This is a genomic window from Terrabacter sp. Ter38, assembly GCF_024519435.1.
GTDB lineage: Bacteria > Actinomycetota > Actinomycetes > Actinomycetales > Dermatophilaceae > Terrabacter.
The window spans coordinates 856,017-880,107 of the sequence record NZ_JALJRZ010000001.1 but is presented as its reverse complement, the minus strand read 5'-3'; the positions used below and the strand labels follow the sequence as shown (position 1 = coordinate 880,107).

21 protein-coding genes are annotated in these 24,091 nt (G+C 72.5%); 15 read left to right on the top strand and 6 right to left on the bottom strand.

All coding sequences use genetic code 11. The features are described 5' to 3' along the window. Positions 1–62: 62 nt before the first annotated feature. The gene (locus NR112_RS04050) at positions 63–1,616 is read right to left on the bottom strand and encodes a hypothetical protein (RefSeq protein WP_256792681.1); all 1,554 of its coding nucleotides are present in this window, start codon (positions 1,614–1,616) and stop codon (positions 63–65) included. Positions 1,617–1,784: 168 nt separating this feature from the next. Between NR112_RS04050 and NR112_RS04045 the strand changes: the two genes are divergently transcribed. The 9 genes from NR112_RS04045 to secA all read left to right on the top strand — a co-directional run bounded on the left by NR112_RS04045 (position 1,785) and on the right by secA (position 13,912). Further along, a complete protein-coding gene (locus tag NR112_RS04045) occupies positions 1,785–2,330 on the top strand; it encodes a hypothetical protein (RefSeq protein WP_256792680.1) in 546 nt (181 codons plus the stop codon). 228 nt (positions 2,331–2,558) lie between these two features. Beyond that, a complete protein-coding gene (gene mtrA / locus NR112_RS04040; protein ID WP_020143004.1) occupies positions 2,559–3,236 on the top strand; it encodes an MtrAB system response regulator MtrA in 678 nt (225 codons plus the stop codon). 1 nt (position 3,237) lies between these two features. Continuing rightward, positions 3,238–4,992, top strand: coding sequence for an MtrAB system histidine kinase MtrB (mtrB, locus tag NR112_RS04035; RefSeq protein ID WP_306216600.1), 1,755 nt, complete (start codon positions 3,238–3,240; stop codon positions 4,990–4,992). Further along, positions 4,989–6,782 carry a GerMN domain-containing protein gene (locus NR112_RS04030; protein WP_256792679.1) on the top strand — a complete coding sequence of 598 codons (1,794 nt, stop codon included), beginning with the start codon at positions 4,989–4,991 and terminating at the stop codon, positions 6,780–6,782. Before mtrB ends, NR112_RS04030 begins: the two co-directional genes overlap by 4 nt. A 429-nt stretch (positions 6,783–7,211) precedes the next feature. Then, the gene (locus NR112_RS22835) at positions 7,212–7,781 is read left to right on the top strand and encodes a phosphoribosyltransferase family protein (protein ID WP_256792678.1); all 570 of its coding nucleotides are present in this window, start codon (positions 7,212–7,214) and stop codon (positions 7,779–7,781) included. A gap of 269 nt (positions 7,782–8,050) precedes the next feature. Then, complete coding sequence (hpf, locus tag NR112_RS04020; RefSeq protein ID WP_256792677.1) at positions 8,051–8,704, top strand: ribosome hibernation-promoting factor, HPF/YfiA family; 654 nt, start codon at positions 8,051–8,053, stop codon at positions 8,702–8,704. Positions 8,705–8,839: 135 nt separating this feature from the next. Continuing rightward, the gene (locus tag NR112_RS04015; protein WP_256792676.1) at positions 8,840–9,523 is read left to right on the top strand and encodes a response regulator transcription factor; all 684 of its coding nucleotides are present in this window, start codon (positions 8,840–8,842) and stop codon (positions 9,521–9,523) included. Positions 9,524–9,599: 76 nt separating this feature from the next. After that, positions 9,600–10,865 (top strand): winged helix-turn-helix domain-containing protein, encoded by a 1,266-nt coding sequence (locus NR112_RS04010; RefSeq protein WP_256792675.1) that lies wholly within the window; start codon positions 9,600–9,602, stop codon positions 10,863–10,865. A gap of 203 nt (positions 10,866–11,068) precedes the next feature. After that, positions 11,069–13,912, top strand: coding sequence for a preprotein translocase subunit SecA (gene secA, locus NR112_RS04005; protein WP_256792674.1), 2,844 nt, complete (start codon positions 11,069–11,071; stop codon positions 13,910–13,912). Between the two features lie 125 nt (positions 13,913–14,037). Here the strand turns inward: secA and NR112_RS04000 are convergent, their stop codons facing one another. After that, on the bottom strand, positions 14,038–14,583 hold the full coding sequence (locus NR112_RS04000) for an Rv3235 family protein (protein ID WP_256792673.1): 546 nt from the start codon (positions 14,581–14,583) through the stop codon (positions 14,038–14,040). Beyond that, on the bottom strand, positions 14,583–15,734 hold the full coding sequence (locus NR112_RS03995) for a LysM peptidoglycan-binding domain-containing protein (protein WP_256792672.1): 1,152 nt from the start codon (positions 15,732–15,734) through the stop codon (positions 14,583–14,585). The genes NR112_RS04000 and NR112_RS03995 overlap by 1 nt, the downstream gene beginning before the upstream one ends. Before the next feature lie 62 nt (positions 15,735–15,796). Between NR112_RS03995 and NR112_RS03990 the strand changes: the two genes are divergently transcribed. Beyond that, positions 15,797–16,378 carry a hypothetical protein gene (locus NR112_RS03990; RefSeq protein WP_256792671.1) on the top strand — a complete coding sequence of 194 codons (582 nt, stop codon included), beginning with the start codon at positions 15,797–15,799 and terminating at the stop codon, positions 16,376–16,378. Between the two features lie 21 nt (positions 16,379–16,399). Here NR112_RS03990 and NR112_RS03985 read toward each other — a convergent pair whose 3' ends face one another. Further along, positions 16,400–16,627: a helix-turn-helix domain-containing protein gene (locus tag NR112_RS03985; RefSeq protein WP_020142994.1), complete on the bottom strand. Its 228-nt coding sequence runs from the start codon at positions 16,625–16,627 to the stop codon at positions 16,400–16,402. Positions 16,628–16,912: 285 nt separating this feature from the next. Between NR112_RS03985 and NR112_RS03980 the strand changes: the two genes are divergently transcribed. Both NR112_RS03980 and NR112_RS03975 read left to right on the top strand, forming a co-directional pair. Beyond that, entirely contained in the window at positions 16,913–17,578 is a 666-nt protein-coding gene (locus NR112_RS03980; protein WP_256792670.1) for a hypothetical protein, read from the top strand. Further along, positions 17,575–19,029: a hypothetical protein gene (locus NR112_RS03975; RefSeq protein ID WP_256792669.1), complete on the top strand. Its 1,455-nt coding sequence runs from the start codon at positions 17,575–17,577 to the stop codon at positions 19,027–19,029. Before NR112_RS03980 ends, NR112_RS03975 begins: the two co-directional genes overlap by 4 nt. A 15-nt stretch (positions 19,030–19,044) precedes the next feature. Here the strand turns inward: NR112_RS03975 and NR112_RS03970 are convergent, their stop codons facing one another. Continuing rightward, positions 19,045–20,427 carry a hypothetical protein gene (locus NR112_RS03970; RefSeq protein WP_256792668.1) on the bottom strand — a complete coding sequence of 461 codons (1,383 nt, stop codon included), beginning with the start codon at positions 20,425–20,427 and terminating at the stop codon, positions 19,045–19,047. Between the two features lie 2 nt (positions 20,428–20,429). Next, a complete protein-coding gene (locus NR112_RS03965) occupies positions 20,430–20,816 on the bottom strand; it encodes a hypothetical protein (RefSeq protein ID WP_256792667.1) in 387 nt (128 codons plus the stop codon). Between the two features lie 40 nt (positions 20,817–20,856). On the opposite strand from NR112_RS03965, the gene NR112_RS03960 reads away from it, so the two are divergent. The 3 genes from NR112_RS03960 to NR112_RS03950 are packed head-to-tail and all read left to right on the top strand — an operon-like array spanning position 20,857 to position 24,030. Further along, positions 20,857–22,278 carry a wax ester/triacylglycerol synthase family O-acyltransferase gene (locus NR112_RS03960; RefSeq protein ID WP_256792666.1) on the top strand — a complete coding sequence of 474 codons (1,422 nt, stop codon included), beginning with the start codon at positions 20,857–20,859 and terminating at the stop codon, positions 22,276–22,278. Beyond that, positions 22,278–22,718 (top strand): hypothetical protein, encoded by a 441-nt coding sequence (locus tag NR112_RS03955; RefSeq protein WP_256792665.1) that lies wholly within the window; start codon positions 22,278–22,280, stop codon positions 22,716–22,718. Before NR112_RS03960 ends, NR112_RS03955 begins: the two co-directional genes overlap by 1 nt. Positions 22,719–22,725: 7 nt before the next feature. Further along, positions 22,726–24,030 (top strand): phosphotransferase, encoded by a 1,305-nt coding sequence (locus NR112_RS03950; protein WP_256792664.1) that lies wholly within the window; start codon positions 22,726–22,728, stop codon positions 24,028–24,030. Positions 24,031–24,091: the final 61 nt, after the last annotated feature.

The following is a 24,091-nucleotide window of genomic DNA, read 5'->3' as shown; positions in this document are numbered from 1 at the left end:
GGATGCCGCCCACCTCACGAGGTGGGCGGCATCCGTGTGTCCGGGGCCGCGAGGGCTGCCGGTCAGCTCGGTGCGCGGAGCAGGACGTACTCCGAGCCGCGCTGAGCGACCGTCCATCGCGCCTGCTCCGTCAGTGCCTCGACGACCGGCTGGCCCTTCGTGAGCAGGGCGTACGTGCACCCCGTCCGGCGCACGTAGGCCTGCCAGCCCGGCGCTGCCCGCTCGAAGTCGATGTGCTCCTTGACGTGTCCCGTCGCGTAGACCTCGACGCGCCCGTCGATGGTGGGCCGCACGTTCGGGTGGCGCCAGATGAGCCAGCCGCCGACACCGTAGTCGTTGCACACGACGGTGCCCTGGGGCAGTGCGGACAGAGGTGCGTCGAGGTCGTTGGCGCCCCACGTGGGAACGGCCGCGCGGGTCGGCAGGACCAGGGCGGCGACGAGGAGCCCGAGCGCCGCGAGGCCGACGGTCAGGCCGACCTCGCGCCGTGTCACGGGTTCGCGGTCCGGCGGGAGCAGGCCCTGGATCGTCGCCGCAGCGACCGGGGCGATGACGGCGGCGCCGACCGCGACGGTCCGGCTGTAGAGCAGGGCCAGCCCGATCGCCAGCCCGACGAGGAGGATGTCGGTCCACCGGGCGCGGTGCCGGGAGCGGGCCCAGACGAGGACGACGGCCCCGGCCAGCGCGAGGAAGGCGAGGAAACCGGGCTGCCGGAGCGACGGCGGCATCCACTCCTCGATGAACTGGGTCGTCTCGTTGACGGCGAAGGGCGACAGGAGCAGCTCGGGTCCGGTCGGCGTCATGGCGGCGGCCGCGAGGGAGGCCAGCGGCACCAGCGCGAGGCGCAGCCACTGCCTTCGGGTCACCGCTCGGTCGAGCGCGATCCCGAGCAGGGCGACGACCCCGATGACGACCCCGAAGAACCACATCCCGTGGGTACAGGCCCAGACCCACGTGACCGGCACGAGCCACCACCGCGGGCGGGCGTCCGCGGCGGAGCGCAGCCAGGCCGCCGTGAAGGCCACGGCGAAGGCGAAGGAGAGCAGGTGCGGTCGCAGCGACAGGCTCTGGCTCATCGCGACGAGCGCGACGGACGTGACGGCGGCCGAGGCGAGGAGCGAGGCCCGCGGCCGGGTCGCGCGCCACAGGGTGAGCCCGATGACGGCCCCGCCGAGGGGGAGCAGCCAGGCCACCCCCGGCAGCCCGAGGAGCTGCTGGACGACGCTCATGAGCAGCTCGGGCAGCCACTCGTGCAGTCGCCAGGGCTGCGTCGACATCGTGCTCCACGGGTCGGGCCCGTTGAACGTCCACGTCTCGCGGAGCCGGTCGCCGGCCGCGAGGTGCCAGAAGGTGTCGGGGTCGCCGATCGGACGGGCGATCTGGACGACGGCGACGAGGATGACGAGGCCGGGCAGCGCCTGGCGGACGCCGAGCGGCAGCGGGCCGCGTCGGCCGCGCGTGGTCGGGTCCGGCCCCCTGTCGACGGGGCCGTCGACCGGGACCTCGACCGGGCCGTCGACCGCGCCGCCGACTCGGCCGTCGACCCGGCCGTCGACCCGGCCGGTGTCCGGGGCCAGCTCGGCGGCCGGGGTGCTTCCCCTCGTGTCGCTCGTCACCGGGCGATCATCCCCGCTCGTCGGACGGGACGGGGGCTTTTGGGCGGATTGGCAAGCGGCGCCGCTGGTCGCGCGCACCGCTCCCGACGCGCTCCGCGCCGCTCCCCGAGGGCCCTCCCATGGGAGGATCGGGGGACTCACCGACCACCCGTCTGGCAGGGACCCTCCATGAAGAAGCTCCTGACCGGTGCACTCGCACTGGCCCTCTCCGTCTCGCTCGCCGCCTGTTCGAAGTCCGTCGACCCGGAAGCGACACCGACCTCTCCGGCAGGCACGACCTCGAGCGCGACCACGCCGTCCGACACGATGTCGTCGGGCACGACCGACGACACCGGCGCCACCGACACGGCCACGACGAGCGCGACGGCCGGCCCCGTCGACCAGGGGACGCCGGAGGCGGCGATGACCTCATGGCTCGGCGCCATGGTCGCCGGCGACGGCAACACCGTGTGTGCGCTCATGGCCACAGGAGGCAAGGCCATCTCGAGCATCCCGGGTGCCGCCTCGGCCTGCGGCAAGACCATCACGCCGATGCTCGACCAGATCAAGGAGCTGGGCGCGGCCTTCCAGGGACTGAAGATCAGCGGCGCCACCGTCAACGGCAACAACGCCACCTTCGAGAGCGTCACGACCGAGCCGGCCCTCGCCGCCGACGTCGTCTCGAGCTTCAAGGCCGTCAAGATCGGCGGCAAGTGGTACGTCACGCAGAGCTGACGGCCTGACCACACCGCTCCACGAGGGGTTCCGACACCGTCGGGGCCCCTCGCCGCGTCCCGGGCCCGTATGCCGCGTGGCCCGCTCACGGCACGTGCCCGCAGAGGGTGCGCGGACGGCATACGGCCCCGTCACGCTCTGATCGGTCAGCAGGTCGTCAGGCGTGTGTGATGATTTGGTCAGGACGTACGGGGCCGCGTGGTCAGCGGTCCCGGGAAGGAGTGTGTCGTGAAGGGTCGGGTACTGGTCGTCGACGACGACCTCGCACTCGCCGAGATGCTCGGGATCGTGCTGCGCAACGAGGGGCTCGAGGTCACCCACGTGGCCGACGGTTCCGAGGCGGTCGGTGCGTTCCGTGAGTCGCGGCCCGATCTCGTGCTGCTCGACGTCATGCTCCCGGGACTCGACGGCATGGAGGTCTGCCGTCGCATCCGCGCCGAGAGCGGGGTGCCCATCGTCATGCTCACCGCGCGCACCGACACCGTCGACGTCGTCGTGGGGCTCGAGTCCGGTGCCGACGACTACGTCGTCAAGCCCTTCAAGCCGCAGGAGCTCATCGCCCGCGTCCGCGCCCGGCTGCGCCGCGGCGACGAGCCCGCGCCCGAGAAGCTGTCGATCGGCGACCTCGAGATCGACGTGGCCGGCCACTCCGTCAAGCGCGACGGCGAGTCGCTGTCCCTGACGCCGCTCGAGTTCGACCTGCTCGTCGCGCTGGCGCGCAAGCCCTGGCAGGTCTTCACCCGCGAGGTGCTCCTCGAGCAGGTGTGGGGCTACCGCCACGCGGGCGACACCCGCCTCGTCAACGTCCACGTCCAGCGGCTGCGCTCCAAGATCGAGCACGACCCCGAGCGGCCGGAGATCGTCGTGACCGTCCGTGGCGTCGGTTACAAGGCCGGCCCGTCCTGACATGACGGAGCGCGCGGCCCGGAGCGGACCCGCGGGGATGGCCTCGCGGGCCGGTGCGGCGTTGCGCACGGCCTGGCGCCGGCTGCTCCACCTGTGGCGGGCCTCCCTCGGCTTCCGCGTCGTCGTGGTGACGATGCTCCTCGGCATCCTCGTGCTCACCGCGGTGGGCACCTACCTCTACGGCTCGATCGCCCAGGGGCTCGTCGACAGCCGCCAGCGCATCGCGTCGGAGGACAGCCTGCGCGACGCCACCGACGCCCAGGGACAGTTCGACTCGACCGACCAGACGGACACGCAGGAGAAGCTGACCCAGTTCGCGACGACGCTCATCAACACCTACCGGCGCGACGCGGGCAACGAGACGCGCTACGTCGTGCTGACGCGGTTCGACGACAACACGTCACCGTTCATCGTCAGGACGGTCGAGAGCGGCAGCGTCGGCGTCCGGTTCATCCCGGACGAGCTGCGCCAGCAGGTCGCGGCCCAGCCCGACCGTCAGCACCTCCAGGTCGCGACCATCGAGGAGGGCAGCGACAGCATCTCCGCCGTCATCGTCGGCCAGAAGGTCGTGCTCCCGGTGGCGGGCAACTACGGCCTCTACTTCATCTACCCGATGGACCGTGAGCGCGAGATCATCAGCTTCATCGGGCAGACCTTCCTCTTCGGCGGCGCCGCCCTCATCCTGCTCATCGGTGCCATCGCCTTCGTCGTGACGCGCCTCGTGGCCGACCCGGTGCGTCGCGCCGCCTCCGTCGCCGAGCGCTTCGCCGAGGGCAACCTCAACGAGCGCATGCAGGCCAAGGGCGAGGACGACCTCGCGCGACTCGGCACGTCCTTCAACGGGATGGCCGCCTCGATCCAGCAGCAGATCGCCCAGCTCGAGAACCTCTCGCGGGTGCAGCAACGCTTCGTCTCGGACGTCTCGCACGAGCTGCGGACGCCGCTCACGACGATCCGCATGGCCGGTGACCTCATCCACGACTCCAGGCACGACTTCGAGCCGACGGTCGCTCGCTCGGCAGAGCTGCTCCGCGGCGAGCTCGACCGCTTCGAGTCGCTGCTCAGCGACCTGCTCGAGATCTCGCGGTTCGACGCCGGCGCGGCCGTGCTGGAGGTCGAGGCGAGCGACCTGCGTGCCTGCGTCGAGCGGGCCGTCGACGCGCACCGTACCCTCGCCGCCCGCAAGGGCACCCAGCTCGTCGTCAACGCACCCGCCAGCGCCGTCGTCGCCGACATGGACTCTCGCCGGATCGAGCGCATCCTGCGCAACCTCGTGTCCAACGCCATCGAGCACGGCGAGGGCCGGCCCGTCGAGGTGACGATCGGGTCCAACGACTCCGCCGTCGCCGTGACGGTGCGCGACCACGGTGTCGGGCTCCGTCCGGGCGAGGCGGCGCTCGTCTTCACCCGTTTCTGGCGTGCCGACCCGGCCCGGGCCCGCACGACCGGTGGCACCGGTCTCGGCCTGGCCATCGCGCTCGAGGACGCCCGGCTGCACGCGGGCCGCCTCGAGGCATGGGGAGCACGGGGCGAGGGGTCGTGCTTCCGACTCACCCTGCCGCGTCAGGCCGACGCGACGATCACGAGCTCGCCCCTGCCGCTCAGCCCGCTCGCGGCGGAGGCGGCCCGGGCCCGCGCGGCCGAAGGGGCCGACTCGACGGGGCCGGCGGGTGGCGACGGGTCCTCGTACGCCGGCGGCCCGGCCGACGACGACACGCTGCGTCTGCGACGCATCGTCGTGGAGCGCGCTCCGTGAGAGCCCGCGGTCTCGCGGCGCTGCTGCTCGCCGCCTCCACCGCCCTCGCGGCGTGCGGTGGCCTACCCGACACCGGCCCGGTCGTCGAGGGCCGCGCGCTGGGCGAGGTGCTCAACGAGCCGGTCCGCGTCGTGGCCGTCGGTCCGTTCGACGGGGCGAGCCAGGAGGCTGTCGTCCGGGGGTTCCTCCGGGCCGGCGAGGACACCGACGAGACCCATGCCACCGGGCAGGCGTTCCTCACGCCTCAGTCGGTCGATCTCTGGCGGTGGTCGAGCGAGGACGTCGTCGTCTACGACGGTGACCTCACGGTGCGCCGTCTCGCCGATGACAGGGTAGAGGTGAGCGCCGACGCCCTGGCTCGGCTGACGCCGGACGGACGCTACGTCGAGCAGCCGCCGGGTACTCGGGAGAAGGTCACCTTCGGGCTGACGAAGGTCGGCGGCGAATGGCGCGTGGAGCTGCCCAGGAGCGGCTTCGGGCTGTGGCTCGACAACGACCAGTTCAACCGTGTCTACGTCAACCGGGTCGTCCACTACGTGACGCGCACCGGGCGCGACCTCGTGCCCGACTCGAGGTGGTTCCCGATCGGGTCCCGTCTGGCCACGACCCTGGCGCGCGCCCAGCTGAGCGCCGTGCCCAGCCACCTCGCCGGTGCCGTCGCCACCGGGGTCCCAGCAGGCACCCGTCTGGCCGTCAACGCCGTCCCGGTGTCGAACGGCAGGGCCCAGGTCAACCTCAGCAGCGAGGCGCTCTCGGCCGACCCGGCCGGTCGCGCCGCGATGTGGGCCCAGCTGACCAAGACGCTGAGTCAGATCGCGTCGGTGAGCTCGGTGTCGCTCGCCGTCGACAGCACCCAGCTCGAGCTGCCCGGCGGTGTGACCACGGTGTCGTCCGCGGCCGAGCTCGGCTACGACGTCGTCCCCAAGACCTTCCTCGACACGGCGCAGCTGCGCACGGGCGATGCCCTGAGACGCTTCGACCCACGCTACGTCCCCGACACCCAGGACGCGAAGCGGCCCGACCTCAAGCCCAAGGACGGCGACATCGCGCGCATCCCCGACACGTGGCGCAGCCTCGCGCTCTCCGTCGACAGCAAGCAGGTGGCGGCGGTGTCGGCCAACGGGCGCGACCTGTCGATCTGGCGCGCGACCGAGCAGCCGAGGACGGTGGCCTCCTTCGCGACGTCGCTCATCCGCCCGGTCTACGACGCCGAGGGCTACCTGTGGATCGCCGGCAGCGACGAGCAGGGCGACGACCGCGTCTTCGTGCTCGACTCCGTCTCGAGCGACCCCGGCTCCACCCCGAAGCCGATCAGCACGCCGTGGCTCGGGGACCGTCGGGTCAAGGCCATCGCCGTGGCCGCGGACGCCACCCGCGTGCTCATCGTCACCACCGACCGGTCGGGAGGCGACGAGCAGCTCGGTCTCAGCGGCATCGTCCGCGCGACGAACGGCGAGCCGCAGGCGCTCGCGCAGCCGCTGCGCCAGGCCCAGTCCCTGGCCCGCATCCAGGACGTCACGTGGCTCGACCCGGTCGGTTACGCCGTCCTGGGCCAGGAGCGCAAGGGTGACCCGATGCGTGCGTGGCTCGCGACGATCGGTGCGGGCGTCGACGGCACGCGCACGGGCGCGGCGCGGCTCGGTGCCGTCCCCGGGGCCGTGACCATCACGACCGTCGGCGGCCCGCGCGGCATCATCATCGTCACGAGCGACAACCGCGTGCTCGCCAGGGCCGGCTCCAACTGGCCCCTCATCGAGCGCGGCAGCGACGTCCTCGTCCCCGGCGGCTGAGCGCCGCTCTGGCCGTCCACACCCCTGCCCGCCCGACGGCCGTCGTCCCCAGTGACGGCCGCAGGCCTCGACCTTCCCGCCGCCATGAGGTGGGCTGGCTTCGTGCGAGGGCGTCGCGGGTCACGGCTGGCGGACCCGCCGCACCGCGAGAGACGCGCGGGGCGCTGGGCGGGTGACCTCGGGCGAGCGATCGGGGCCGCCCTCTCGCACGGTGCGGCCACGGTGCGCGACAGCGACCTCGTCGACCTGGTCCTGCCGCGAGAGTGTGGCGGGTGCCTCCGACCGGGTGCCGTCTGGTGTGCTCGGTGCGCACGTGCCCTCGAGGGCCTGGCCTTCGGGGCACCCGCCTCTCGTGACCCCGGCGGTCACTCGGCGCATACATCTGCCGCGCAGGGCGACGCGCGCCTGCACGGCGGCGGACCCTGGGTCGTGCCGCATCCGGTCCCGGACGGCATGCCGCCCGTGCACGCCTGGGGTGTCTACGCCGACCCGCTGCGCGCGGCCGTGTCCGCGTGGAAGGATGCCGGCCGGCGCGACCTCGGAGCCGTCCTCGTGCCCCTCCTCGCAGTGTCGCTCGACGCAGCGATGGCCGGCGTCGGCTGGGACGCCGGGGTCGTGCTCGTCGTCCCGGCTCCCTCCTCGCGACGCGCTGTCCGCGAGCGGGGCGACACGCCGATGACAGGTCTGTGCGAGGCAGCGGTCGCACAGCTCGTCGGACGACCCGGGCCGGCGCTCCGGGTCGCCCCGGCACTGCGTCACGTGCGCCGCGTGGAGGACCAGTCCGGACTGGGGACGGTCGAGCGCCGCGGTAACCTCGCCGGGGCCTTGTCGGTGATCCCTTTGTGGGACAATGTGATCCGGGGTCGACGATGCCTGCTCGTCGATGATGTGGTGACGACCGGGGCCACCCTCGCCGAGGCCGCTCGGGCCCTGCGGGCCGCCGGTGCCGAGTCTGTCGTGGGGGCCGCCCTGGCCGCCACCCAGCGGACCCGCGGATGACCTGTGGCCCGCGGGCGAGGCGCTGGCGGGCGCCGTGCGTGTGATGTTGCAGGGGGATGTCCGGCACGCCTTCCAGTGGGCGCGCGGCCCCAGTAGTGTCGAGTCATGGACCCCGTCCCACGGGGGAACGGCCTGCCGGCCGACCTCGGGGACGAGATCGACAGGAAGGGGTGGTGCCGCGTCGACCGCGGGCCCGTCCTAGGTGACCAGCGGCCCGGAAACACTCTCACTGCCCGCACGAAGAAGACGTGCGTGATGAAGGAGGAACCGTGGAGATCGTCGTCACTGGACGCCACGTCCAGATCCCCGACCGATTCCGTGAGCAGCTCGACGAGCGACTGGCCAAGGTGCCCGCGCTCGCGCCCAAGGTGCACCGCATCGACGTCGTCGTCACCCACGAGCGGGTCGCCCGTGGGTCCGAGAAGGTCGAGATCACGTGCCACGCCAAGGGCCCCGTGATCCGGGCGGAGGCTTGTCTCGACGACAAGTACGCCGCTCTGGACGCGGCCGTGGACAAGCTCATGGACCGCCTGAGGCGGGTGCACGACAAGCGCAAGGTCAGTCGCGGACGACGCATCCCCGAGTCGGTCGCGCAGGCGACCGCCCGCATCGACGCCTCGGCGAACGGCGCGGCTTCCGACGACTCCGCAGCCGGCGACGCCGGTGACGGTCGGGTCGACGACCTCGAGCGCTTCGGTGCGCTCGGCAACTCGCCCATCGAGGTCCGCGAGAAGATCCACACGGCCGCGCCCATGTCTCTCGAGGACGCCGTCAACCAGATGGAGCTCGTCGGACACGACTTCTTCCTCTTCCACGACGCAGACACCGATCGTCCGAGCGTGGTCTACCGGCGCCGCGGCTGGAGCTACGGGGTGCTGCACCTCGAGACCGACGCGGACGCCGCCGTCGCCGCCACGGGCTGATCCCCTGCTCTCCGGACGTCGACCGCGTCGGGGCGTCCCCGTGTCGGGGGCGCCCCGACGGGCGTCCGGTGCGCGCCGCGCCGACGCGGGCCCTCGATCGGGCGGCGTGTCCGTGGTCTGGGCCAAGATGGAGCCGTGAACCCACCCCCCGACGTCATCCGTGTCCTCATCGTCGACGACCACGCCCTCTACCGTCGGGGTCTGCAGACGGTCCTGTCGACGGAGGACGGCATCGACGTCGTCGGTGAGGCGGCCGACGGGATCGAGGCGGTCGACCAGGCCGAGGAGATCCTTCCCGACGTCATCGTCATGGACGTCGGCATGCCCAAGCGCGGCGGCATCGACGCGTGCCGGGTCATCAAGCAGCGGGTGCCCTCGGCGCGCATCCTCATGCTGACGAGCTCCGACGACGAGGCCAACCTCTTCGAGGCCGTCCGGGCCGGGGCCAACGGCTACCTCCTCAAGGACGTGCCTCCTGAGGAGGTGGCGGCCGGCATCCGCAGCGTCTTCCAGGGTCAGTCGCTCCTCTCGCCCCTCATGGCGTCCAAGCTGCTCGAGGAGTTCAAGGCGATCAGCCAGAAGGACGTGCCGCCCGCGCCCACGCCGGGGCTGGAGCTGCCGCGGCTGACCCACCGCGAGCTCGAGATCCTCCGGAGCGTCGCCAAGGGCAAGCTCAACCGTGAGATCGGCGCTGAGCTGTTCATCTCCGAGAACACCGTGCGCAACCACATCCGCAACATCCTCGACAAGCTGCAGATGCACTCGCGCATGGAGGCGGCGATGTATGCCGTCCGCCAGCGGCTCATCGACCCCGACTGACGCCGGCCGACCACGAGCACCACGAGCACCACGACCACCACGACCGACCGGGCCGAGTCGCCCAGGAGCACCGTCCATGACCGTTGCCACGCGCCGGATGACGCGGGCGCAGGCGCGCCGCACCGCCATCGCCGCCCAGGGCTTCCTCGACCCGCGACCCGAGCCCTTCACGGCGACGATGCGCCACGTCCAGCGCGTCGTCGACCGCGTCGGGGTCGTCCAGATCGACAGCGTCAACGTGCTCGCGCGCAGCCAGTACCTCCCGTTCTTCTCCCGGCTGGGCCCCTACGACCCGGCGCTGCTCGACCGGGCCCGCGACCGCGCCCCGAGGCGCCTCGTCGAGTACTGGGCGCACGAGGCGAGCCTCGTCCCGCCCTCGACGTGGCCGCTGCTCGACTTCCGCATGCGCGCGGCCGCCGAGAAGGCATGGGGCGGCATGCGGCGCATCCTCGAGGAGCGCCCCGACCACGTCGATCTCGTGCGGGCCGAGGTCGAGGCACGCGGCCCGATGACCGCGCGCGAGGTCGAGGTCGCCCTCGCGCACGACCAGCCCCGCCGCACCGACCACTGGGGCTGGAACTGGTCCGACGTCAAGCAGGCCCTCGAGTACCTCTTCTGGGCCGGACAGATCAGTTCGGCAGGGCGCACGTCCCAGTTCGAGCGACGGTACGCCGCGCTCGCAGCCACCGCGCCGCCGCCGCTTCGGGCGACCTGGATCGACCGTCCCGGACCGGAGGCCGACCCCGACCGCTACCTCGAGCTCGTCCGGATCGCCGCTCGGGCCCACGGCGTCGGCACCGAGCTGTGCCTGGCCGACTACTTCCGGATCAGGCGCGAGGACGCCCGCCCGGCCATCGCCCGCCTCGTCGCCGACGGCGAGCTCATCCCGGTCAGCGTGCCGGGCTGGAAGCCCGCCTGGCTGCACGCCGAGGCCCGGCTGCCCCGGCGCGTGCACGCCGAGGCCCTGGTCAGTCCCTTCGACTCGCTCGTCTGGCAGCGCGAGCGCATCCACGCCCTCTGGGACTTCCACTACCGCATCGAGATCTACACGCCGGCGCAGAAGCGCGTGCACGGCTACTACGTCCTCCCCTTCCTGTACGGCGACGCCCTCGTCGCGCGCTGCGACCTCAAGGCCGACCGCGTCGCGGGGGTGCTGCGCTGCCACCGGGTCACGTGGGAGCCCGGGGCCCCCGTCGAGGCCCGCCCCGCCCTGGTCGCCAACCTCGAGTCGATGGCCGACTGGCTCGGACTCGGCCGTGTCGACCTGCCCCTCGACCCGTCGGGCGACGCGCGCACCGCGTCGGAGCCGCCCGCCCCGGCCGGCGCCGCCACGAGCCGCTGAGCGCGCCCCCGGACACACGGCATACGCCGTCGGTGACGGGAGGGGGCGCGGGCTGCGCCGGTGCCGGAACCGGGCCGGGCGCCGATGCGTTGGTCGTTGTGTCCGGAAGGCGGCTAGCCTAGGCGGGTCCCGTGACCCATCACGGGCGATGGAGCCCGCCCACCGGGCGAGTCCACACGTTCAGTCGGGAGTGAGATCACCAGATGGCCGTCATCGAGAAGCTGCTTCGCGCCGGCGAGGGCCGGACCCTGAAGAAGCTCCAGGGCCTTGCCAAGCAGGTCAACGCCCTCGAGGCCGACTTCGAGAAGCTCACCGACGAGGAGCTGCGCGACGAGACCAAGGGTTTCCGCGAGCGCCTCGACAACGGCGAGACGCTCGACATGCTGCTGCCGGAGGCTTTCGCGGCCGTCCGCGAGGCGAGCAAGCGCACCCTCGGCAAGCGTCACTTCGACGTGCAGCTCATGGGTGGCGCCGCGCTGCACCAGGGCAACGTCGCCGAGATGAAGACCGGTGAGGGCAAGACGCTCGTCGCGACCCTGCCGAGCTACCTCAACGCCCTGTCGGGCAAGGGCGTCCACGTCATCACCGTCAACGACTTCCTCGCCGAGTACCAGTCCGAGCTCATGGGCCGCGTCCACCGCGCCCTCGGCATGGAGACCGGCTGCATCCTCGCGTCGATGACGCCCGAGCAGCGTCGGGCCGAGTACGCCAAGGACATCACCTACGGCACCAACAACGAGTTCGGCTTCGACTACCTGCGCGACAACATGGCGTGGGACCCCGCCGAGCTCGTCCAGCGCGGTCACAACTTCTGCATCGTCGACGAGGTCGACTCGATCCTCATCGACGAGGCGCGCACGCCGCTCATCATCTCCGGCCCGGCCGACCTCGCGACCAAGTGGTACGTCGAGTTCGCCCGCATCACCGCCCGCCTCAACCGCGGCGAGGACGGCCGCGGCGACTACGAGGTCGACGAGAAGAAGCGCACCGTCGGCGTTCTCGAGTCCGGCATCGCGCGCGTCGAGGACCTCCTCGGCATCGACAACCTCTACGACACGGTCAACACGCCGCTCATCGGCTACCTCAACAACTCCATCAAGGCCAAGGAGCTGTTCAAGAAGGACAAGGACTACGTCGTCATGAACGGCGAGATCCTCATCGTCGACGAGCACACCGGCCGCATGCTCCCCGGCCGCCGCTACAACGAGGGCATGCACCAGGCGATCGAGGCGAAGGAGGGCGTCGAGATCAAGAACGAGAACCAGACGCTCGCCACGATCACCCTGCAGAACTACTTCCGCATGTACGGCAAGCTCTCGGGCATGACGGGCACGGCCCAGACCGAGGCCGCCGAGCTCAACTCGATCTACAAGCTCGGCGTCATCCCGATCCCGACGAACCGCCCGATGATCCGCAAGGACCAGGCCGACCTCGTCTACCGCACGGAGGTCGCCAAGTACGACGCGGTCGTCGATGACATCGCCGAGAAGTACGCCGTCGGTCAGCCCGTCCTCGTCGGCACCGTGTCGGTCGAGAAGAGCGAGTACCTCTCGCAGCAGCTGAAGAAGCGCGGCATCAAGCACGAGGTCCTCAACGCCAAGCAGCACGAGCGAGAGGCCGCCATCGTCGCCGACGCGGGCCGCAAGGGCGCGGTCACCGTGGCGACGAACATGGCCGGTCGAGGCACTGACATCATGCTCGGCGGCAACTCCGAGTTCCGGGCCGTCGCCGAGCTGAAGCGTCGCGGGCTCGACCCGCACGAGACGCCGGAGGAGTACGAAGCCGCTTGGGACGAGGCCCTCGCCACGGCCGAGCGCGACGTCGCGGCCGAGCACGAGGAGGTCACCGAGCTCGGCGGCCTCTACGTCCTCGGCACCGAGCGCCACGAGTCGCGCCGCATCGACAACCAGCTGCGTGGCCGTTCCGGTCGCCAGGGCGACCCCGGTGAGTCTCGCTTCTACCTCTCGCTCAACGACGACCTCATGCGCCTGTTCAACGCCGGCCTCGTCGATCGCTTCATGCAGACCGCCGGCATGGAGGACAACGTTCCGATCGAGTCCAAGATGGTGACGAACTCGATCCAGAAGGCCCAGGGCTCGGTCGAGGCGCAGAACTACGAGATCCGCAAGAACGTCCTCAAGTACGACGACGTCATGAACCGACAGCGGCAGGTCATCTACGACGAGCGTCGTGCGGTGCTGATGGGGGAGGACCTCCACGAGCAGCTGCGTCTCTTCGTCAACGACGTCGTCGGCTCCTACGTCGACGCCGCCACGGCCGAGGGCTTCGCTGCCGACTGGGACCTCGAGAAGCTCTGGGACGCGATGCGCCAGGTCTTCCCCGTGTCCCTGACCATCGAGGCGGTCGAGGACATGGCCGGCGGCCGCCAGGCCATCACCGCCGACCTGCTCCGCGAGCAGCTGATGTCCGACGCCCATCACGCGTACGACCAGCGTGAGGAGATGCTCGGCTCGGAGACGATGCGCGAGGTCGAGCGCCGGGTCGTCCTGTCGGTCCTGGACCGCAAGTGGCGTGAGCACCTCTACGAGATGGACTACCTCCAGGAGGGCATCGGCCTGCGGGCCATGGCCCAGCGCGACCCGCTCATCGAGTACCAGCGCGAGGGCTTCCAGCTCTTCGAGGCGATGATGGAGGCCATCAAGGAGGAGTCGGTGAGCCACCTCTTCTCCGTCGAGGTGCAGCTGCCGGAGGCCGCCGCCGCCCCCGTCGGCACAGCGCCGATGTCGGTCGGGGACCTCGTCGGCGGGCTCGCCGCCGCCGGTCACGTGGCCGACGACGCGACCGGTGCCGCCGCCCGCAACGGCGAGACGGACGAGGAGGCCGAGGCCGCGGCCGCAGGACGGCGCCCGTTCGGCTCCGGCGTGCGCGTCTCCGGCGTCGACCTCGACCCCGAGTCGCAGCGCCCGGCTGCCCTGCACTACACCGCCCCCGGCGAGGACGGCCGCGCCGTCGAGACCGGTGGCCAGCAGACGGTCGAGCGCAAGGCCGACCGTCGCGGCAAGAAGGTCAAGCGCAAGCGCCGCTGACGCGGCGCGCGACGGCCCGGGCCCCTGAAGGCGCCCGGGCCGTCTGCCCGCCCTCATGGGTCGTGGACCGGGGGCGGCGGCCGCCGGTGTCGCGCGGTCAGCCGATGCGCCGCCGGTGTCGCGGGTCAGCCGATGGTGAGCGCCGTGACGAGCCACCGCCCGTCGAGGCCTTCGAGCCGTAGTGCCAGGGCCCGGACTCGCCCGTGGGACACGACGACGGCGCAGGCCTCGACGATGCCGTCGGCCGGCTCGCAGACGCGCACCCGGCGCACGACCGCCGAGCGACGAGGGCCGGGAGTGCGGCGCCGGCCGGCGACCATGGCCTGCCGGGCGATGACCGAGTAGATCGTCGGCGCCGTGTGCCGGATGAGCTGGGGAGCGGGGCGCTGGCCCGAGACGACCTCGACGATCGCCTGCGCGAGGCGGGCCACGAGCTCGGCCGGGTCCGGGAGCAGGCTCGTGCGGGTCGGCTGCCGGCCGAAGTCCTCGTCATCGCGCGCGCCGAAGAAGTCGAGGGCGAGGGCGTCCTGGGCGTAGGGCGGCTCCCCGTGCCAGGCCTCGTCGGCGCTGATGATGCGAGGCGCCGTCTGGGGGATGCGCCGAACGGTGAAGCCGGCGCGGGTGGACGTGCCGACTGGGCCGGTCTGGCCGGGCGTCGTGGTCGCTCGCATCACGAGGCTCCCTGCTGCGCGGGGGAGCCGTCGCCGGCGCCGACGTGGGTGCTGGACGGTCGGGGCGCAGAAGCGCGGGCGTCGTGGGTGTCCGGCGCTGCCGGGGCGCTCGAGGGCGGACGCAGCTGCACTCCCGGCATGATCAGGTCGGGGTCCTCACCCACGACGTCCCGGTTGGCGGCATACCACCTCGGCCACTCGCGGGAGATCTGGGCGTCAGAGGCGCCCGGACCGAGGTGTCGAGCGGCGATCGTCCAGAGCGAGTCGCCACGGCGCACGGTGACGAGGTCGTGCGCCGATGCGGCGGGACGTGGGGTCGGAGCCATGAGCTGCGACCGGTCTGCGTCGAGCACCGACACGGGCTGCGTCGGAAGGTAGCCGGGCCCGTCGGGCGGCCTCGGGGGCGCAGGTGCCTCGACGCCCTGCTGGGTGAGTGGCGTGGGGGAGTAGCCCGGATCGACGGAGAGCCCGCGGAGGTCGGGAAGGCCGGCGAGCGGCGAGTCGGCCGACGGCGACGGACTGGCAGGCCCGGCGGACCCGGCAGATCTGGCAGACCCGGCTGATGGAGAGTAGCCCGGCGTCAGGTCGGTGGGCGTGTAGCCGGGCGCCAGGCCTGGCGTGGCGATCCGGGCGGCGGACGGCGGCTCAGCTTCGGGGCCGCGTGCCGTCGGAGCGGTGCCGGCACTCGAGACAGGCGCTGGGGGCAGGGCGATCGAGCCGACCGAGGCGCCGAGCGTGAGGGTCAGCACCTTGCGCACCGCGGTCGGGGTGACTTGGTCGGCGACCTCGCGGGCCACCCGTCCTGCTGCACCCGGCAGGAGGGAAGCGACGGCGAACAGGCACCCGAGCGCGAGCCACGCGGCGAGCAGGACGCCGATCCAGGCGAGAGCGAGGAGGAGGACGTCGTCCGGTCGGGCGGTGTCAGCAGTGTGGCTGCCCCGCCGTGCGACCATCACGAGCGTCAGCAGGGTGATGACGGCGACGGCCAGCCCGACGGCGCCGGCCCCGACCTCGCGCAGGCGCGGGCCGTTCAGGCCCGTCCGATGCCGCTGGGCGGGGTGTGGCCCCGTCGGGTGGTCGCGCTCGTCCCATCGCGCCGCGGTGCGCGCTCCTGGTTGCTGTCCTCGCGATGACTGCTGTCCCCTGTCCATGCGTTCATTCAATGCAGTTTGCTTGTGTTTGGTCAAGTATGGTGTTGGTCAAGAATCGTCGGGTGGCCCGCGACGTCGGGGCAGGAGAGGGTGTGCGCATGCGCTGGGACCGGCTCTTCGACGACCTCGAGGCGCAGCTCGCGCTGGGCGACGTGCGCGAGCTCGAGGCCGAGGTCGCCGAACGCACCCGGCGCGAGCGCGCGCTGCTCGACGTCCACACGCGGCTGCTCGCGAACGTCGGTGCGACGCACGTGGGGCTGCGGGTGCGCGACCGCGTGCTCACAGGTCGGCTCGTCGACGTCGGGCCCGACTGGGCCCTCGTCGAGACCGCTCCCGGACGGCCCGTCCTCGTGGCTCTCCCCGCGGTCCGCGGGGTGACGGGACTGGCGCCGGGAGCTCGGACGCCCTCCGTCGTGGCCCGGCGGTTCCGCCTGGGGGCGGCCCTTCGCGCGGTGAGTCGCGACCGTGCCGTCGTGGAGGTCGTGGACGTGGACGGTCACGCATCCACGGGGACGATCGACGTCGTGGGGTCCGACCACCTCGAGATCGCCGAGCACGCGGCCGACGAGGCCCGTCGAGCAGCCAACGTCACCGGGCGGTCGCTCGTGCCCTTCTGGTCACTCGGCTCGGTCCGCCGGCTCTGAGGAGCCGGGACCGGACTGGCCTCACTCCTCGGCGGAGCCTCCGAACGGGTGTGCCTGCACGAACGACTTCGTCTCGGCGTACATCCGCTGGATGTAGCCCTCGAGCTCGGTGGCCTCGACGCGCCACTGGCCCCGTCCACCGATCTTGATGGCCGGCAGCTCGCCCGAGCGCACGAGGGCGTACGCCTGGGCGGAGGAGATGTTGAGGATCTCCGACACCTCGGCGAGCTGCAGGAACCGCTGGGCCACGTTGACTCCTCCTCTGGGCGCCGTCTCTTGACGGCGTCGACCACACCCGTACCCGCCGCAGCGCGTCCGTCCACGGGCGGTGCCACCCGGACTCCGGCACGGGCTCGAGGGTCGGGGGCAGGGAACGGCTCCATCCTAGGGATCCGGGCCGTGGTCATCGCTCGTCGTCCCCAGCCGTGCACCTGGACGGGCGGTGTGCGCCCGGTTGATGCAAGATGTTGCCGCGTCCGTCCCGTGTCGTGCGGCGGGTCGCAGCCATCACCGACCGGACCACAGGGGGCCCACATGACCGAGCTGGCCAGTCCCAGCGCCAAGCGCCTGCAACGACCGTCCTGGCGTGACAGCCGCCTCGTCGTCGGTGTGCTGCTCGTCGTCGTCGCCGCGACGCTGGGGGCCAAGGCCGTCGCCAGTGCCGACGACCGCGTGCCGGTGTGGGTCGCGGCGAGCAACCTCGTGGCCGGCGACGAGGTCGCGGAGACCTCTTTCGTGCGGGCTGACGTGCGGCTCGCGGATGGGATGAACGCCTACCTCGCTGCCGACGCTCCGGCGCCGACCGGCTCGTTCATGGTGCGTGACGTGCGCGCGGGTGAGCTGGTGCCCGTGTCTGCCGTCGGCGGCGCTGATGCCGTCGCCGTGCAGCGCGTCACGGTCCGCGCCGACGCGATGTCGACGACCGGTCTGGCGCGGGGGAGCCGCGTCGACGTCTTCGTCACCCCCAAGGCCCCGTCGACGGGCGACACAGCCACCACCACCCCGACGAAGAAGGTCCTCGAGTCCGCCGCGGTGGCCGCGGTGATGACGAGCAGCGGAGGCTTCGGCGCGGGCTCGATGACGTCGGTGCAGATCTACGTCCCGGCCGACAAGGTCCAGCCGCTCGTCGAGGCCGTGGACGGCGAGGCGAAGCTGACCCTCGTCCCCTCCGTCGGGGCGGTCACCGGCGGCGGCGCATGACCGAGGTCCTGACCGCCCTCAGCCACCAGTGGGAGTCGTCGGTCGCGACGACGCTCGAGGGTCTGCGTGACGTCACCGTGACGCGGCGGTGTGCCGACGTGTCCGAGCTGCTGTCGGTGGCCGACGCGGGTCTCGGCGACACCGCCGTCGTCTCCTCCGACCTGCGCGGCCTCGACCTCGCCGTGGTGAATCGCCTCCGCGCCAACCGGATCCGGGTGATCGGGGTGCACCCCGCCGACGACGAGCCCGCCGAGCGCCACCTGCGGCAGCTGACGATCACGGTGACGCTACCCGTCGACGCGGGGACGGACCGGTGGGAGGTGTCGCTGCAGGAGGGCGGCGCGGCCGACGACCTCGAGGCGACCCTGAGCGGCGAGCTCGCCTCCGGCGCCGTCCAGCAAGCGCCACCCGACCACCCCGAGGCCGCGACCGACGGTGGCGCGGGCTGGCGTCCTGCTGGCTCCGGTGGCCTCACCGGTGGCCGTGAGCGCGTCGGCTCGCTCGAGGACGACGACCCGTCCGTTGACGACGCGGGCGTGGGGCGAGTGACCGGTTCCCGGCCTGGCCCGGAGCGCGCGCCCGTCATCGCGGTCTGGGGGCCCACCGGCGCACCCGGTCGCACGACCGTCGCGACCACCTTGGCCGCCGAGCTCGCCGCCCGTGGCGTCGAGGTGCTGCTCATCGACGCCGACACCTACGGGGGCTGCGTGGCCCAGACCCTCGGGCTGCTCGACGAGGCGCCGGGTGTCGCGGCGGCCTGCCGTGCGGCCGACCAGGGCCTGCTCGACCTGCCCGCTCTCGCACGCATCGCCCCGGCGGTCGTCCCGGGACTGCGCGTCCTGACCGGCCTCCCCAAGGCCGAGCGGTGGCCCGAGGTGCGCGCCGCGGCACTCGAGCGGGTCCTCGAGCTGAGCCGGTCGCTCGTGCACGTCGTCGTCGTCGACTGCGGCTTCTGCCTCGAGGACGACGAGGAGCTCAGCTACGACACCGTGGCCCCGCGACGCAACGAGGCCACGCTGACGTCCTTGGCCGCCTCCGACCTCGTCGTCGCGGTGGGCGGCGCCGACCCGGTCGCGCTCCAGCGTTTCGTCCGGGGCCTGCAGGAGCTCGGCACGGTGCCGTCCGGCGAGCCCGTGCCCGTCGTCAACCGGGTGCGCAGCGGCGCGGTCGGGTCCCGTCCCCAGTCCCGCATCGCCGACTCGCTCCTGCGGTTCGCCGGGCTGGCGTCCGTGCGCTTCGTGCCCGACGACGCCGCCGCCGTCGACGCGGCCCTGCTCGCGGGGCGCTCGATCGTCGAGCACGCGCCGGACTCGCCCGTCCGTCATGCGGTGGCCGACCTCGCGACCGGTCTGCTGCCGTGGACGGTGGCGCCGACCGAGCGCGGCGAGCGGAGAGAGCGAGGCCGCCGCCGGGGCCATGGGCGCCGATCGTCGAGTGCCGTCGGCGCCTGAGGGCAACGCGCCCGGTCAGGGCGCGAAGAGGATCGTCAGGCCACCGAGCGTGTAGAAGACCATGACCACCATGAGCGGAACCTGACCGATGACGGCGGCGCGACGGTCGAGGACCGTGATCGCCCGCTCGTGGGCGGCGAGGACGCCGAGCAGGTGCCCGACGACGATGCTCAGGGCCTGGATGGTCGCGACGAGCGTCGGCTGGATGAGCAGGTCGTTCGGAGTCAGGTCCGCGGTCCCGAGCAGGTCGGCGCCCGTGCCGAGCGGGTCGCTGAGCAGGCGCCACGCGTACTGCCCCTGGTACACCCAGAGCGACCAGTAGTGCGCGATGACGTACCCGCCGGCGATGGGGATCAGCGACGGGGCGACGTCGCTGACGAAGGAGAACGAGCGGGAGAAGGGCTCGCCGGCGAGCCTCACCGACACGACCGACGCCAGCCAGATCGTCACGGCCACGAAGCCGAAGAAGGCGAGAAGGGTGGCCGTCCTGAGCAGTGCCGACGGCACGGGGGAGGACTGCACGAACGTCGCCCACGAGAGGTTGGCCGAGAAGCCGTCGTATGCCGTCCCGCCGAGCATGACGGCGACCGTGGGCACGAGACCCCGCTGGCCGCGCAGGCCGTTGACACCGTGCAGTGGGGTGCGCAGCACCCAGCGACCATCGCGGCGCCGGCCGAGGGGCGAGAGCAGGCCGAGCAGCCGTGACCATGCCTCGAAAGGGTCCGCGTGGTCGAACCACGTGCGACCGAAGACCGCCGCGCCGAGCAGGGACACGGCGACGAAGCCTGCGACGAGCAGGCGGAGGAAGCCGAGCGACGTGTTGTCCTCGGCGACGAGCTCGACCCACGTGAAGGTCCCGAGCCCCAGGGCCGCGGGCCACAGGCCCCAGCGGTACGGCAGGGCCGCGAGATCGGGCGAGACCCGGGCGAGGCGGAGCAGACCGGCGTGCAGCGCGCGGAGCGGGTTGACGACCCGCCACACCGGGCCGAGGAGCATCGAGGAGAAGGCGAGCCCCACCCACAGCCACACGTAGACGACGTGGGGCACCGGGTTGCGGGCCGTGTCGGGTCCGAGCACGAGCGCGGCGAGGGTCCACACCGTGACGATCCAGGTGAGGACTCGAGCCACGACGCGCAGCCAGTGCGAGTCGAGGAGAGCGGCGACCGGTCCGGGCAGCAGCACCCCGTCGGTGTCGCGCAGCCGCGGCTCGCGCCACAGCGTGCCGATGGCCACGAACGAGATGACGAGCGCCGCGACCGCCGCGATGACGAGGGCGGTGAACGGCAGGGGGAGGTCGCCGCGGCTACCGACGCCGTGGGCGGGGACGACAGCCGGGACGAAGCCCTGGCCGAGGGCTGGAGGGAGGGCGGTGGCGAGGGCGGCCGCGAGGGACGCCACGGTCAGCGGACAGCGACCGTGAGCAGGGTCAGGGCCGGCTCGTGGGTCTCGACCTCGTAGAGGCCGGCCTCGGTGCCGGTGAGGCGGAGGGTCGTCGGGGTGCCGGCCTTGAGCGTCGCCTCGACGTCGAAGCCGTGGGCGTGCAGCTCGTCGTCGTGGTCGCTCGTCACGACGAGCTCGAGCGTCGAGCCGATCGACAGGTCGACCTGCGCCGGGGCGGGCGTCACGGTCGTCCCGGTGACGGTCACCTCGAGGCGCTTGACGCTGCCGGTCGAGACGACGCCGGTGCCTCCGCCCGGCCCGGGATCGGGGGTGCCCGACGAGCAGGCGGCGGCACCGACGAGCGCGAGGGCGCACACGGCATACGGGAGGGCGCGAAACGAACGCATGGCCACGATCCTATTCACGGGCTTCTGGCAGAGTGTGAGCATGTCTGACCGCCTGACCTCGCTCGACGCGTCGTTCCTCTACCTCGAGGAGTCCACCACGTCGATGCACGTCGGATCGGTCATGGTCTTCCAGCCGCCTCGCGACGGCTTCGACTACGACCAGCTCGTCCGCATCATCGAGAGCCGGATCGGGGCGATCCCGCGCTTCCGGCAGAAGGTCCGCGACGTGCCGGGCCGGATCGGCAACCCCGTGTGGGTCGACGACGAGGCCTTCGACATGGGCTACCACGTGCGCCGCGCGGGCCTTCCACGACCGGGAAGTGACCGGCAGCTGCAGGACTTCGTCGCCCGGGTCCAGCCGCGCAAGCTCGACCGCACCCGCCCGCTGTGGGAGGTCTATCTCGTCGAGGGCCTGCACGACCGGCGGTTCGCGATCGTCACGAAGACCCACCACGCGCTCATCGACGGCGTCAACGCCCTCGACATCGCCCACGTCATCGTCGACGCCGTCAAGGGTGAGGGCCAGGACGATGTCGTCGCGCCGTGGGAGCCGAGCCGGTCGCCGTCGTCGGTCGAGCTCGTCACGGGGGCCGTCATCGACGCGGTGCGCCGCCCGACGCAGCTCGTCGACCTGGTCCGTGGCGGGCTCAACGACGCCCTCAACGTCGGCCTGCGTGCGGTCGAGTCGGCCGGTCAGGTGCTCTCGACGGTGGCGCGCACCGCAGCGCGCCCCGCGCCCGACTCGCCCCTCAACGCCGAGATCGGCTCGGCCCGCCGGTGGGTCATGATCGCGACCGATCTCGAGGACTACCGCCTCGTGCGCAAGCGGCTGGCCCGCGGTGCGTACGCCGAGGACGTGACGATCAACGACGTCGTGCTCGCGACGATCGCGGGCGGCTTCCGGGCGTGGCTGCTCGGGCGTGGCGAGGCCGTCAGCCCCCACACGTCGGTGCGTGCCATGGTGCCGGTCAGCATCTACGGCGACGACCCGGCGGGGATGTACGCCAACCAGGTCATGGCCTGTGTGGTCAACCTCCCGGTCGGCGAGCCCGGCGCCTCGATGCGCCTGCACCAGATCGCGTTCGCGATGCGGCAGCAGATGGAGGGCGGCCAGGCGGTCGGGGCGACGTCGCTCGCCAACCTCGCGGGCTTCGCTCCGCCGACCTTGCACGCCCTCGGGGCGCGCCTCGGCTCCGCGATGTCGCGCCGCCTCTACAACGTCATGATCACCAACGTGCCGGGGCCGCAGACTCCGCTCTATGCCGGGGACGCCGAGATGCTCTCGACCTATCCGGTGACACCGCTCGCCAAGGGACAGGCCCTCTCGATCGGCATCACGTCGTACAACGGCGGGGTCTACTTCGGCCTCAACGCCGACCGCGACGCGATGCCCGACGTCGACGTGCTCGGACAGTCCATCGTCGAGTCTCTCGCCGAGCTGACGAGCGGGAGGGAGTCCTGATGCCCGTCGTACGCGTCTACGTGCCGGTGGGGCGGGCAGGCCTCGAGGAGCTCGCGACCGCAGGCGCGCTCGCTGCCGGCCCGGGCACCCCCAGGACGGCGTTCGCGGTCACGTCGGGTCTCGAACGGGCCGCGCCGGGCCTCGACGTCGAGGACCTCGAGTACGCCGCATTCAGCGACGCCGTCGAGGCTGCGGGCGGGCTGCGGTCCGGGCGCTCGGACCGCCGCGTCGTCGCGGCCGCCGACGCGGACGCCACGTGGGTCTCACCGCGCGACGGCGCTCCGCTGTCGAAGGTCGTGCTCACGGCCCCGGTGCCACTCTCTCGCGTCGCGTCCTTCCACGTCGACGACGTGGTGACCGGCGACGTCGACGAGGAGGCCGACGAGCTGCTCTGGTACGACGTCACCGAGCTCGACGACGTGCGTTCCTTCTTCGGCTGAGTCGCGCATGGCCGACGACGAGGTGGTCGCGCTCTACGACGAGGCCGGTCAGGTGTCGGGATCGTCACCGCGCTCGGTGATGCGCGCCCGCAACCTGCGACACGCGGCGTCGTCGATCGTCGTGCGTGACTCGCTCGGCCGCGTCTACCTCCACCGCCGCACGACGACGAAGGACGTCTACCCGGGTCTGCTCGACCTCGCGGCCGGCGGGGTCGTCCTGGCGGGGGAGGATCCTGCTGTGGGCGCGGTACGCGAGGTCGACGAGGAGCTCGGTGTCGCCGGGGTCCCGCTCCAGCCCCTCGGCGTGGCGGACTACGCCGACGAGCACACGCGCTACCGGGCCTTCCGCTTCGTCGTGACGTGGGACGGCCCGATCCGATGGCAGCCCGAGGAGGTGTCATGGGGCGAGTGGGTGACGGTCGAGGAGCTCGTGCGTCGGTTCGACGACGAGGCCGACAGCATCGTGCCGGACAGCGTGGCGGTGTGGTCGTCCCTGGTGCGCGGATGGCATGCCGACCGGGTCCCGCTCCGCCAGGGCTGGGACAGCGTGGCGACGCTCGTGGAACAGCGCTGGGTCGACCGCACCGCGCGCAGGCCCGAGGTCGAGACGGCCCTGCTCGCCGAGGCGGTCCTGCTCCCGGCGATCGCGGACGGGCTTCCGGTGGAGGTGCCCCGCCCGGTCGTGCTCGACCGGGCGCCGCTGCGGCTGCGGCACGCCCTCGTGGCGGGCGAGGCCGTCGATCCGACACGCCTGACCTCCGCGGACGGCGAGGTCTTCGCGGCCTTCCTCGAGGTGCTGCACGCCACCCCGCTTCCCCTCGCGGCCGACGCGGGGTGCCCGTCGGCAGCGGACGACCACGTCGAACGAACCGTCCGGGTGGAGCGGCTCGGGCTCGTCGTGCTGCCCCTCCTGCCGCCCGAGCACCGCTCGACCGCGGAGGCGCTGCTCGAGCGGGTGGCGACTGTCGGTGAGCAGGCCCTGTGCCACGGGGACCTCGTGACCGAGCACGTCCTCGCGCGAGACGGGCGGCTGTCCGGGGTCATCGACTGGGGCGACGCCCGGGTCACCGACCCCGCTGTCGACCTCGCGTGGGCGCTCAACGCGACATCCGTCGCCTTCGCCGATGCTGTGGCGTCCGGCGTGGACGACGACACGAGGGCCAGGGCCCGGGCCTGGTGGGCGCTCGCGCCGTGGTTCGACGCCCACCACGACGTCGCGTACCCCGAGACCGTGGACGTTGACCCGTCCCCTGCGCTCGCACACGACCTTGAGGTCGTGGTCTCCCGTCTGCTCTGGTGGCGCGGCGCCTGACGGGCGTGGTGCCGTGGCTTCACTCTTGTTCTGACCGAACGATCGTGCTTTTATAGACGTC